13 protein-coding genes are annotated in these 12587 nt (G+C 38.7%); 7 read left to right on the forward strand and 6 right to left on the reverse strand.

Translation table 11 applies throughout. The features are described from left to right. The first annotated feature begins 15 nt into the window (after positions 1 to 15). Complete coding sequence (locus ABD009_RS00365; RefSeq protein ID WP_343821919.1) at positions 16 to 2031, forward strand: oxidoreductase; 2016 nt, start codon at positions 16 to 18, stop codon at positions 2029 to 2031. 1 nt (position 2032) lies between these two features. After that, on the forward strand, positions 2033 to 2539 hold the full coding sequence (locus tag ABD009_RS00370) for an RNA methyltransferase (RefSeq protein ID WP_155693477.1): 507 nt from the start codon (positions 2033 to 2035) through the stop codon (positions 2537 to 2539). Here the strand turns inward: ABD009_RS00370 and pssA are convergent, their stop codons facing one another. The 5 genes from pssA to asnS are packed head-to-tail and all read right to left on the reverse strand — an operon-like array spanning position 2540 to position 6856. Then, positions 2540 to 3877, reverse strand: a complete 1338-nt coding sequence (gene pssA, locus ABD009_RS00375) for a CDP-diacylglycerol--serine O-phosphatidyltransferase (RefSeq protein WP_343821924.1) — start codon at positions 3875 to 3877, stop codon at positions 2540 to 2542. After that, the gene (pepE, locus tag ABD009_RS00380; protein ID WP_343822431.1) at positions 3874 to 4605 is read right to left on the reverse strand and encodes a dipeptidase PepE; all 732 of its coding nucleotides are present in this window, start codon (positions 4603 to 4605) and stop codon (positions 3874 to 3876) included. The genes pssA and pepE overlap by 4 nt, the downstream gene beginning before the upstream one ends. After that, a complete protein-coding gene (locus ABD009_RS00385; RefSeq protein ID WP_343821927.1) occupies positions 4602 to 4967 on the reverse strand; it encodes a response regulator in 366 nt (121 codons plus the stop codon). Before ABD009_RS00385 ends, pepE begins: the two co-directional genes overlap by 4 nt. Before the next feature lie 9 nt (positions 4968 to 4976). Continuing rightward, positions 4977 to 5405, reverse strand: a complete 429-nt coding sequence (locus tag ABD009_RS00390) for a DUF3010 family protein (protein WP_343821930.1) — start codon at positions 5403 to 5405, stop codon at positions 4977 to 4979. Positions 5406 to 5458: 53 nt separating this feature from the next. Next, positions 5459 to 6856, reverse strand: a complete 1398-nt coding sequence (gene asnS, locus ABD009_RS00395; protein WP_155693471.1) for an asparagine--tRNA ligase — start codon at positions 6854 to 6856, stop codon at positions 5459 to 5461. 157 nt (positions 6857 to 7013) lie between these two features. Between asnS and ABD009_RS00400 the strand changes: the two genes are divergently transcribed. Both ABD009_RS00400 and ABD009_RS00405 read left to right on the forward strand, forming a co-directional pair. Further along, positions 7014 to 7364 carry a hypothetical protein gene (locus tag ABD009_RS00400; RefSeq protein ID WP_155693470.1) on the forward strand — a complete coding sequence of 117 codons (351 nt, stop codon included), beginning with the start codon at positions 7014 to 7016 and terminating at the stop codon, positions 7362 to 7364. Positions 7365 to 7464: 100 nt separating this feature from the next. Beyond that, positions 7465 to 7956 (forward strand): AAA family ATPase, encoded by a 492-nt coding sequence (locus ABD009_RS00405; RefSeq protein WP_343821934.1) that lies wholly within the window; start codon positions 7465 to 7467, stop codon positions 7954 to 7956. Here ABD009_RS00405 and bioA read toward each other — a convergent pair. Then, positions 7918 to 9216: an adenosylmethionine--8-amino-7-oxononanoate transaminase gene (gene bioA, locus ABD009_RS00410; RefSeq protein WP_343821937.1), complete on the reverse strand. Its 1299-nt coding sequence runs from the start codon at positions 9214 to 9216 to the stop codon at positions 7918 to 7920. The genes ABD009_RS00405 and bioA overlap by 39 nt on opposite strands. A gap of 124 nt (positions 9217 to 9340) precedes the next feature. Between bioA and bioB the strand changes: the two genes are divergently transcribed. Genes bioB through ABD009_RS00425 form a run of 3 tightly spaced genes read left to right on the forward strand, consistent with a single transcriptional unit; the run spans position 9341 to position 12565 of the window. After that, entirely contained in the window at positions 9341 to 10387 is a 1047-nt protein-coding gene (gene bioB / locus ABD009_RS00415) for a biotin synthase BioB (protein ID WP_155693466.1), read from the forward strand. A 5-nt stretch (positions 10388 to 10392) separates the two neighbouring features. Then, entirely contained in the window at positions 10393 to 11721 is a 1329-nt protein-coding gene (locus ABD009_RS00420; protein WP_343821940.1) for an aminotransferase class I/II-fold pyridoxal phosphate-dependent enzyme, read from the forward strand. Further along, positions 11714 to 12565 (forward strand): methyltransferase domain-containing protein, encoded by an 852-nt coding sequence (locus ABD009_RS00425; RefSeq protein WP_343821942.1) that lies wholly within the window; start codon positions 11714 to 11716, stop codon positions 12563 to 12565. The genes ABD009_RS00420 and ABD009_RS00425 overlap by 8 nt, the downstream gene beginning before the upstream one ends. The last annotated feature ends 22 nt before the right edge of the window (positions 12566 to 12587 follow it).

The raw sequence follows: 12587 nt of genomic DNA on the forward strand, positions 1-12587 counted from the left end.
ACGTTGGTTTGCAACATGTCATATCCTCATTTATTTCAACCACTAGACCTTGGTTTTACTACGTTAAAGAACCGAGTTTTAATGGGATCGATGCACATTGGGTTAGAAGAAGAGCGAAACGGCTTTGACCGATTAGCCCAATTTTATAAAGAACGCGCCGAAGGTGGTGTGGGCTTAATCGTGACTGGCGGTATCGCGCCTAACTTTGCGGGGCGAGTAGAACCTCGTGGTGCGCAGTTGAGTCATTTTTGGCATGTTGGTAAGCACCGCAAGATCACCAAAGCTGTGCATGATGCCGATGGCAAAATATGTTTACAAATATTACATACTGGTCGGTATGCTTATCACCCATTTAGTGTATCTGCGTCGGCTATTAAAGCTCCAATATCACCATTTAAGCCAAAAGCCTTGTCTGCTCGTGGAATAAGAAAGACAATTAATGACTTTGCTAACTGCGCAAAACTTGCCAGAAAAGCAGGTTATGACGGTGTTGAAGTGATGGGTTCAGAGGGTTATTTGATTAATCAGTTTATTGCGCCTAAAACCAATAAACGAACTGACCAATATGGTGGAAGCTTCGAAAATAGAACTCGAATTGCTATTGATATTGTTAGAGCAATTAGAGAACAAGTTGGCAGTGACTTTATCATTATCTTCAGATTATCCATGCTCGACTTAGTTGATAACGGAAGTACATTTGAAGAAGTCGTTGCGCTAGCAAAAATGTTAGAAGAAGCGGGTGTAACATTACTTAATACAGGTATTGGTTGGCACGAAGCTAGGATCCCAACAATAGTGACATCAGTTCCTCGTAAAGCATTTACGTGGATCAGTGAAAAGATCAAAAGTGAAGTGTCTATTCCAGTTATTACTACTAACCGAATTAACACGCCGGAAATAGCAGAGTCTATTTTATCTGATGGCCAAGCAGATGTGGTATCCATGGCACGGCCTTTACTCGCAGATGAAAACTTTGTTAACAAAGCACAAGCAGGTCAAGCTGACAGGATCAATACTTGTATTGCTTGTAACCAAGCTTGTTTAGACCACGTGTTTAAACGCCAACAAGCAAGTTGTTTAGTTAATCCAAGAGCGGGTTATGAAACTGAGTTGGTCTTTAAAACTGTGGTTAATAAGAAAAAACTCGCGGTTATTGGTGCAGGTCCAGCCGGAATGGCGTTCTCTAGCTATGCAGCAGAGCGTGGCCATGAAGTTCATTTGTTTGATCAGGCGACAGAAATTGGCGGCCAATTTAATATTGCTAAAACGATTCCTGGTAAAGAAGAGTTTTACGAGACAATTCGTTACTTTAACAATCGTTTAAAAGACGCTGGAGTCCACTTACACTTAGGTGAGCGACAAACAGCTGAAGGGTTAAAGTCTCAAGGTTTTGATCAGGTGATTGTTGCTACCGGTATATCTCCAAGAGAATTAAAATTACCAGGTTTTGATGATGATCGCGTTCTAAGTTATTTAGACGTATTAAGAGATAAAAAAGAAGTTGGTAAAAAAGTAGCGGTAATTGGCGCTGGCGGCATCGGCTTTGATGTGTCAGCTGCGTTAACACAACCAAAATCGCACTCTTTAGATCTAGAAGCTTGGTTAGCGTATTGGGGTGTTGATACTGACTATAAGAATCGCGGCGCGATTAAACCAATGAAAGACGATCCTCCTGTTCGTGAAGTGACTCTAATGCAGCGAAAAAATACTAAAGTAGGTGCTGGTCTTGGTAAAACGTCAGGTTGGGTTCACCGCGCAGAATTAAAACGTGCTGGTGTAACTATGCTAAATGGCGTCGAATATCGTTCTTTTTCTGACAAAGGATTAGAAATTGCGATAGATGGTCAGGTACAATATCTAGATGTAGATAACGTGGTTGTTTGCGCAGGACAATTATCCAATAATGTTTTAGCTGAAGAGTTAACGGCGTTAGGCCAGTCAGTGGAAATTATTGGTGGGGCATCTGTTGCTGCTGAATTGGATGCAAAAAGAGCCATTCGCCAAGGGGCTGAGTTAGCCGCCAAAATTTAAAATGAAAAATAATGAAGTAACGATTTGTTTAACAAATCCAAAAAGCCCCAGTAATGTTGGGGCTATTTTACGAGCCGCGGGTTGCTATCAAATTCCAGAACTGCTTTATACAGGTAATCGCTACAACAAAGCTAAAAAGCACGCTACTGATACTCAAAATGTGGGTAGTGACATAGCTGTACGCCATGTTGAGTCTTTTTTAGACGAAAAGCCTAAAGACGTAAAGCTTGTTTGCATTGATTTTGTTGAAGGGGCGACGCCGTTGCCTACTTTTGAACACCCGGAAAAGGCGTATTATGTTTTTGGGCCAGAAGACGGCTCATTAAAACAAGACATAATTAATGAAGCTGACTATGTCGTTTACATGCCAACGATAGGAAGTTTGAATTTAGCCGCAGCCGCAAATGTCGTTTTATACGACCGCGCGGCAAAGTCTTTTACAGAACACAGCGATGAGCTGATTCGTGAAAGCCGAGATGTGAACAATAGATTAAAAGTGCCTGCTTAATTAAAGCAGGCGTTTTAAAATTCTATCTATTTGAGTCATTCGTATTCTGTTTAACAACTTTTGAGGTTTAGCAGGGTAGTCTTTTATTCCATCAAGCTGTTTGTAACTTTCAACAATGGTTGTGTGTTTATAAATAGCATCAATCTCTGGCTGTACCTTAGGCATCAATGACTTAGTAGCATCATCAATTAACAATCCATTTTCTAAATCTAATGTCCAGGCTCTTGGGTTTATATTACTGCCTGTTACCAAATGATATCTAGAATCTACAATGATCCCTTTTAAGTGATAACTATTTTGTTCATGTTTCCACAAGCGAATAACCAATTGACCACTGTCGATGTACTTTTTCCATCGTTTAGCAAAACGAACTAATAGAATTTCATAAACGTAAGGCACAATACCTATAGTGCTAAACTTTTCGTCGTCGTGAATGAAAAAGTCATTTGCGGTTTTATCACCAACAGTAATCTCAATTTTCACACCGCGTTTTAACGCCTTAGCAACATCTCGAGTTAGTACCTTTGGCAAGTTAAAGTAGGGCGTAAAAATAACAACAGAACGCTCGCTTTTTTGAATGAGCTTTCTTATTTTATTGTTCAGGCTATTACGTCGTTTACCAAAACCCACTAAAGGTTCAACTTTTAGTTCAGCTGCACTTGGCGATTCATCAGGCACTTTATATTCAACATTAGACAAATAATGTTTTAATTGCAGAATGAGTTTTTTCAGCTCAGGTAAGGTTGGAAACTCACCTTTGTTTAAGCGTGGGGCTAATTCAGAATGGACAAACACTTGATTAAGATACTTTACAAAACTATCCGCTAGGCCAGAATTGTTAAACTGATAATATCTATCTAGTCGATACTTTTGTTGTTGATGTAAATAGATGTCATTAATACTGGCACCAGTAAAAAAGAGAATGTTATCAAACACCATGCCTTTAAGGTGTAATACCCCAAAGAGCTCTTTGTTTTTAACCGCTACACCATAAACTTCTATTTCTACACCAAACTCTTTTGCTTTTTGAAGATAAAAAGCGCGATTGCCTTCTTGTTCTTTTGCGCCAATCAGGCCACGTCTTGCTCGGTGAGCATCAACAAAAATTTTAATATCTAAATCTGGATGATTTTGTTTTGCTTTATAGAGTGCATCCATAATTTCACGGCCTGCATCATCATCTTGTAAGTACAAAGCCGTAATATAAATTCGTGAAGTCGCGTTTGTAATAAGCTCAAGCAATCTAGATTTATACTCTTTGGCAGAATATAAAATGTCTAAATCTTTACTGTCCATATCAATAGAATTGTTAAGATCCATTAAGCCAAAATCTATCATAGGTTGTTGCCTAATAAGTGGTTAAAGCTGTGATGAGGTTCAACTTCAGTTTTCATTCCTGCTTTAAACTCGAACGCCACTTTTTTGCCTAACAAACATAAGCCATTTGAGGATAACCTTAATGCACTGCCTTCTTGAATTCCAACAATGGTTGTATCTGGATTTACAACCATAAACTCTTGAAGGCGCATTTCTCTAGTTTCGCCATTATGTCCAGGGGCTTGGTATTCCGTATAGTGTGGATTCAACTGAAAAGGAACAATGTTTAATGCATCAAAACTTTGAGGCTCTACAATTGGCATGTCGTTTGTTGTCTTAATGCTTGCGCCGGCAATATTAGAACCTGCACTCCAACCGATATAAGCTTTACCAGATTGAACTTTTGTAGAGATATATTCCACTAAGTCTGCTTTATAAAGTCGGTCTAATAATGCAAATGTATTTCCGCCGCCAACAAAGATTACATCTGCTTTGTCAATGGCTTGCTTCTCGTTATCATGTTGATGAATAGAGCTAAAGTTGATGTTCAAATCTGCTAAGGCGTTATGCACCATCTCATGGTACTGATCAAACGTAACGCTCACGCCAGCATAGGGAATAAAAAGGACATTTGGTGTAGTGGCCAAATTTAATGACTCTAAAAATTCTTTAATTAACGGGATTGCATGTTCAAGATAACCCGTTTCGCCTTCACGAGAGGCACTTAAGAGTAGGGCATTAGGCATTATATAATTCCAATTCGCTGCAGTAGGTTTTGCAATTTAACTCGGTCGATAGGCTTAGATAAGAAACCCTTAGCGCCCATTTCCCAGGTGAGTTGTACATTGTCTACTGAGTTATAAGATGAGCACATTACAACTGGTACGTTGATGTTTTCAACATTAATTCGATCTAATACTTTTTTACCGTTTATATCCGGTAACTCGATATCCAAAATAACCAGATCAAAAGGTTGTGCTTTTAGTAAGTCGATAGCTGCGCCACCGGTACTTATGCAAGTTACAGAGCTTAAGCCGAGGTCTGACAAAAGCTCCTTAAATAAAGCTAAAATATCATCAGCGTCGTCAATGACTAGAATATTCTTAGACATAAAACGGGATTAGTCGTTTCTTAACGCAAAGCTATAAGCTGTATTAAACGCACTTTCTTGGAACTGACGAAGCTCTAAGTCTTTCATCGTGTACTCAAGAGGGTTTTGCTTTAGCGTTTCTTTAATCTCTTTATTATTTACCATTTCAACTCTTACATTTTCAATAAGTTGAATAGCAGCTTCCATTTTAAAGCTATTTGCACTGCCAGAAAACTTGCCACGCATCGGGCGTTGTTTAATCGCAATAGTATCGACCTTGTAGTCTTCTACCATTTTCTTAAATATAGAAAAGAACGCTTGAATACCCGGTGCATTTTCTGCATCACGAAGCTCAATACCTCGAGTACGAGTTTCTTTAACATTAAACATTCCGCCTTCACTGTTCATTAAAACAAAAACGGCTTCTTTGTTATTAAGTTCTACGCCTAATAAGTTCATTTGTACCCTTTAAAAATCGAAAAAATTGCACTTACTGAAAAGTGCAATTTGGGTTAATAGTTTGCTGTACCTGGTGCACGAGGGAACGCAATAACATCACGAACATTCTGCATACCTGTTACATAAGCAACTAAGCGCTCAAAACCTAAGCCAAAACCTGAATGAGGCACTGAACCGTAACGGCGTAAGTCTCTGTACCAGCTATAGTCGTCTTTGCTTAAGCCCATTTCTTCTAAACGAGCATCAAATACTTCTAAACGCTCTTCTCGTTGTGAACCACCAATGATTTCACCAATGCCTGGTGCTAATACATCCATTGCGGCAACGGTTTTACCATCGTCGTTTTGGCGCATATAAAACGCCTTAATATCACGAGGGTAATTTTGCATAATAATTGGTGCGCCAACGTGTTCTTCAGCCAAGTAACGCTCATGTTCAGAAGATAAATCGATTCCCCATTCTACTGGGAATTCAAACTTCTTACCTGACTTAAGTAGAATATCAATTGCGTCAGTGTAATCCATTCTTACAAAGCTAGAATCTATTACTTGTTGTAAGCGTGAGATGGCTGTTTTTTCAACACGTTGTTCAAAGAACTTCATGTCATCTGGTAATTCAGCCAGTACAGCTTTAAATACGTATTTTAGTAAATCTTCAGAAAGTTGCGCAATATCGCTTAGATCTGCAAACGCTACTTCTGGCTCAATCATCCAAAACTCAGCCAAGTGGCGACTCGTATTTGAATTTTCAGCACGGAAAGTAGGACCAAATGTATAGATTTTGCTTAGCGCGCATGCGTAAGTTTCACCGTTTAACTGGCCTGATACTGTAAGAAACGCTTCTTTACCAAAAAAGTCTTGGCTGTAATCAACGTCGCCTTTTTCCGTCATTGGCGTATTTACCATGTCTAGAGTAGACACACGGAAAAGCTCACCAGCACCTTCTGCATCAGAAGCGGTAATAATAGGAGTACTTACCCAATAATAACCTTGCTCATGGAAAAAGCGGTGAATAGCTTGTGATAAACAGTTACGTACACGGGCAACGGCACCGATAATATTAGTACGAGGGCGCAAGTGTGCATGTTCTCGCAGATATTCAATAGAATGACGTTTTGCTGCCATTGGATAAGTGTCTGGATTTTCAACCCAACCAACTACCTCTACAGATTCTGCTTGAATCTCTAAAGACTGACCTTGACCTTCAGACTGAACTAGAACACCTGTAACTGAAACTGAACAGCTTGTTGTTAGTTTGGTTACGTCTTCATAATTGTCTAAATTACTAGGCACAACCGCTTGAATTGGATCGAAGCATGAGCCGTCATGAACAGCTAAAAAAGAAATGCCAGCTTTAGAGTCACGTTTAGTGCGTATCCAGCCTTTTACTGTTACGATTTCGCCAGCTTTAATATCGCCAGCTAATAAAGATTTTACTGAGTTATGTGCCATGTTTATTCGGTCTTTTCTTTAAATCGGGTTAAAAATAAATAGAGTGTAATCTTACTTAGTTGTCATTTAGATACAAGTGATATTAGGGTATGGTTAGCAGTTAATTAGCTAATTGTTTTATAATGGTTGTTATTTCGTCAATTTGGAGTGGTACGAAGTGTGGGATGGGTTAGAAAGACGAAAAGGACCAGACCTTTTAAGTCAAATTATAAATGTACTTAATGTTCTTTCTTGGTTTGTATTTGTCATCGCGTTAGCGTTGTTTCATTACGCTCGGCCGGAATTAAATAATATTATTTTGCAGTATCATAATATTCCAATAAGGGAGTATTGGTTAGGCACGCTTAAAGGGTACTTATATATTAGTTTATACATGAGCGTTATTTTCAGTGCGATTTCACTTATTGCAAATCAAGTTAGAAACAAAAGAAAAACAGACTATCAAAAGTATAACTTAGTATTCCTTATTATTGTGTTACTTGCATTTATTGGGGTTATTAGTGTTTAAAAAGCAGTTAAATGATCTTAAAAGCGAAAGTGTGAGCATAAGCAGCAGTGTGAGCATTGGTAATAGTTTGAGTTTAAGTGGCAAGAGAACATAATTAGCAATGAGTAAAGCAACACTAAATAAACAAGTGGTAACAAATAAACAAGTCATACTGTTACGTGGATTACCTGGTGCAGGTAAGTCCACATTTATTAAGTCAATTCTCAAAAACAGCAATCAACTGAGCGATAATATTGTCATTCATAGTACTGATCATTTTTTTATGACATCAGAAGGTTATCAATTTGATCCTCAAAAGCTGCCTATAAATCACCAAAAGAACCAGCAAGCTTTTAGCGACTCTTTAAAAAAGGGCATTCCGCTTGTTATTTGTGACAATACAAACATTGAGTATTGGCAAATGAAACCTTACCTAGAAGCCGCACATTATTACGGCTACTCGGTAGAAGTTATTTCAGTAGGGCTGTTTAAAAATAGCGATAAACGGCAACAGTATGTATTAAGAAATAGTCATAATATTGAGCAAGAAGTCGTTGAGTCAATGGCTAAAAAATCACAACGATTTAACTACCTTAAGCATGCCGTGAATTAGTTGTTTTAGCTCGTTGTTTGTAATAACAAATGGCGGCATGACATATATCAACTTACCAAACGGGCGAACCCAAACGCCATTGGCAACAAACTGCTTTTGAATACTAGGAACATCTACGTTCTCTGACATTTCTATCACGCCAATAGCACCAAACACTCGCACGTCGGTAACGCGTTGCCAATTACTTGCAGGCTTAAGTTCTTGTTTTAAAATGAGTTCAATGTTTTTTACTTGATCTTCCCATTGTCCGGTTTTTAAAAGCTCCATACTGGCATTAGCGGCTGCGCAGGCGAGCGGGTTTCCCATAAAAGTAGGACCGTGCATTAATACACCAGCTCGACTTTCACTGATTGTAGTTGCTACATGACTCGTACAAATTGTTGCAGCTAAAGTCATATAACCACCGGTAATAGCTTTACCAATACATAAAATGTCGGGGGTAATTTCTGCATGTTCACAGGCAAACATTTTACCTGTTCTACCAAAACCGGTTGCTATCTCATCGGCAATTAGTAAAACGTCATACTTTTCGCAAATTAACTTAGCCCCTTTCAAAAACTCAGGGTGATAAAAGCGCATTCCACCAGCACCTTGCACTATGGGTTCTAGTATAAATGCCGCAATGGTATCGCCTCGGCACGCCAAAGTGTCTTCTAATTCCTCAAGTTCTTTTGGATTAAACTCATCATTTGGTGTTGAAACGGGGGCTTCAATAAAGAAGTTTTCAGGCATCATACCCGCATATAAACTATGCATTGAGTTCACTGGATCACATACAGCCATGGCCCCAAAAGTATCACCATGATATCCGTTTTTAATAGTTACAAACTTGTTTTTACCAAGATGTCCTTTGCCAAGTTGGTATTGAATTGCCATTTTTAAGGCAACCTCAACAGAGACTGAGCCGCTATCCGCTAGAAAAACTCTATCCAAACCTTCAGGTGTTAAGTCAACGAGGTGTTTGGCCAAGTTTATGGCTGGCTCATGTGTTAACCCGCCAAACATGACATGACTCATTTTTTTAAGCTGTAACTCAATTGCGTTATTAATTTTAGCATTGTTATAACCGTGTATAACGGACCACCAAGAGGACATTCCATCAATGAGTTCAGAGCCATCTTCTAGTTTTATATACACACCATTTGCTGATTGCACTGGATAACAAGGCAAAGGTTCTTTTAAAGAAGTGTATGGATGCCAAAGGTGATTTTTATCAAATTCAGTATCGATAGTGGTATGAGGAGTGTTATTTTTGTTCATATTATGACCGTTAGTAAACTTTAAAGCTAAAGCTAAATTGACAAGGCAAGGGCGGAGGATAGACTAACGGGCATATTAAAAACAATAAAAATATTAAAGAGAATACTCTTAATCAAGGCACTTTATGAAAGCAGAAATCAGGCACAATTGGACCCACAGCGAAGTTAAAGCATTATTTGATATGCCTTTTAATGACTTAATGTTTAAAGCTCAAACTATTCATCGTGAGCATTTCGATCCTAATTATGTTCAAGTCAGCACATTGTTATCTATTAAAACGGGTGCATGCCCCGAAGACTGCAAGTATTGCCCGCAAAGTGCTCGGTACTCTACCGGACTTGAAAAAGAACGCTTAATGGAAGTAGAAAAAGTATTGTTACGAGCTAAGGAAGCGAAAGAAATTGGTTCTTCTCGTTTCTGCATGGGCGCAGCTTGGAGAAACCCAAAAGATAGAGACATGCCTTATGTAATTGAAATGATCAAAGGTGTAAAAAAGCTAGGGTTAGAAACCTGTATGACGCTTGGTATGTTAAGCAAAGAACAAGCATTGGCGTTAAAGGAAGCTGGGTTAGATTACTATAATCACAACTTAGATACTTCTCCTGAGTACTATGGTGACATTATTACCACGCGTACTTATGAAGACAGGTTGTCCACGCTTGATAATGTTCGCTCTGCGGGCATGAATGTATGCTCTGGTGGTATTGTGGGTTTAGGCGAAAGTGAGAAAGACAGACATGGCTTGCTGATGGCCTTGGCGAACTTACCGCATCATCCAGAAAGTGTTCCTATTAATATGCTGGTTAAAGTAAAAGGCACACCGCTTGATAATGTTGAAGACTTAGACTCTTTTGAATTTATAAGAACTATAGCCGTTGCACGTATTTTAATGCCGAAGTCCTTTGTTCGTTTGTCAGCGGGCAGAGAAGGGATGAATGAACAGATGCAAGCTATGTGCTTTATGGCTGGCGCCAATTCAATTTTTTATGGCTGTAAACTATTAACCACTTCAAACCCAGATGAACATTTTGATAAAAAGCTATTTGCTAAACTTGGTTTAAATTCAGAGCAGACAAAAGACTATTCGGATGAAACAAAAGAAGCGGCGTTGTTTGAGCAATTAAAAGATCAGCAACAGCCAGAAAAAGAACTGTTTTTTGAAGCTAAGTAGCAAGCATGACAGGCTTTGAATCGTTTGTCTCTGAGGCATTAGCAAAGCAGGGCAATTCAAACTTGTTGCGTGTTAGTAATGAGTTTGAACAAGTATCTGCTACAAAACTTGTGTTCGATGGTAAGTCTTATATCAATTTCTCTAGTAATGACTATTTAGGTCTTGCTAGTGACTTTGATATTACTGAATTCACTAATTGGCTTAGTGGCGGGCAAAGTCACGCTAAGCCTGTTGTTAGTAGCGGCGCAATGGCTAGTCCTTTAGTAACAGGCAATAGTCAGCATCACAAACAGTTGATTAATGATCTACTAAAAGCAATTGATGCACCTAGTTCATTTAGCGGCATACTGTTTGGCTCTGGGTTTAGCGCAAATCAAGGCGTTCTTAACGCTTTGTTTAAACATAAATCGAAGGAGCAGTTTGTTTATCAGGACAAACTAAATCATGCTTCATTATTAGATGCAGGCACAAAACTTCAAGCTGCCGGCCATTTAGTCCAAAAGCGTTTTAAACATAATGATGTCAAACATCTTAGCCAACTGATTAAACCAGATCCAAGTTTAAATCAACTTGTAGTAACAGAAAGTGTTTTCAGTATGGATGGTGATAAGTCGCCGATTAAAGACTTGTCTGCGCTAGCAAGGCAGGCTGGGTCGTTGTTCATGGTTGATGATGCGCATGGATTTGGTTTATCAGCGTTAGCAAAGGGCGTAACTGATATTGATTTAAATGACGTTGATATATACCTAGTGACCTTTGGGAAAGCATTGGGAGCCCAAGGAGCTGCGTTATTTGCTTGCCGTTCGATAATTGATTTCCTTACTAACTTCAGTAAAGAGTACATATACTCTACTCATCTTTCACCCATTCAATGTGAAACCGTGAGATTCAATTTATCTAAGCTGGTTGCTGCAAAATCAGAACAATTTTCTGAGCAAGGTTTAGAAGGTAATGAGCAGATTAAGCCAAAAAGTTGTTGTCTTCAGTTAGCTAACAATATTGCTTATTTTAGAAAAATAGCAAAGGCAAATGATCTTCCTTTATTCTCAAGTGACACTGCAATTCAGCCAATTATGATAGGTGATGCACAAACCACAATTGAAGTAGCGAATGATTTAAAAGCTCGTGGGTTTTGGGTGTCTGCCATCAGGCCTCCAACGGTTAAAAAAGGTCAATCAAGGTTACGTGTTACTATTACTTCTAAACATACACTCAATGAAATCAATGAGTTGGTGGTGATTTTAAATTCGGCATTGCAAAACAGATTATTAAACTTAGGTTTGGAAAATAGCATAAAAAGAACGAGCGAAACGGTGAGTTTAAATCATGAATAAACTAAAGTTGGACTTAACTAACTCTAGTTTGAATGCTGAGAGTGTTAAGCAAACAAACCAAAGCGCAGTGAAACGTTTTGAACAGTCGGCATCAACGTACAAGCAAAAAGCTAGACTACAGAAAGACACCGGGCGATTACTATTAAAGCTAATTGATGAAGCACTAGTTAAATCCCAAGACTCAAAACCCTTTCCTTTGTTAATGCCAGATTTTGGTTTAGATTTAGGGTGCGGACCTGGTTTGTTTACCAATGAACTAGCAAAAAGGTGTCATTACCTTACAAGCTCTGATTTAAGTATGGCCATGCTTCATAGTAATGATAACGACGCGGGAAAAGTGTGCTCAGACAGTCATTCTTTGCCGTTTCAAACAAATTCAATCGACTGGTGTTATTCAAGTTTAATGGTTCAGTGGTGTGATTTTGAATCTGTAGTAAGGGAAGCGCTAAGAGTAGTCAAACCAGGTGGGGTTGTTGCTATTGCCACATTGTTACCAGGTAGTCTTTTTGAGTTAGAGTCTGCATGGAAAGAAGTAGATAGTGACCAACATATTCACCAGTATCAAACCGAGTTTGAATTAAAACAGACGTTAAGTAGCCTAGATTTTAATAAGCTCTCAACGTCAAAAAAAGACTTTATATATTGGTATAAAGATGCAATGGCATTAGCGAAAGAGCTTAAGTCATTGGGCGCAAATTTTGTGAAGCAACGCTCTAATAAAGGGTTGGTTAGTTTAAACAAATGGCGAGATATGGAATGTAACTATAAGCGTCTTTTCTTTAATTCAGAAAAGCAGGCACTGCCCGCAACATATTGTGTGCAAACCATTGTCATCACTAAATAACTATCTTGTTAAGTCGCAGTAA

Origin of the sequence: Psychrosphaera haliotis, assembly GCF_039523615.1 — a bacterium.
Classification (GTDB): Bacteria; Pseudomonadota; Gammaproteobacteria; order Enterobacterales; family Alteromonadaceae; genus Psychrosphaera; species Psychrosphaera haliotis.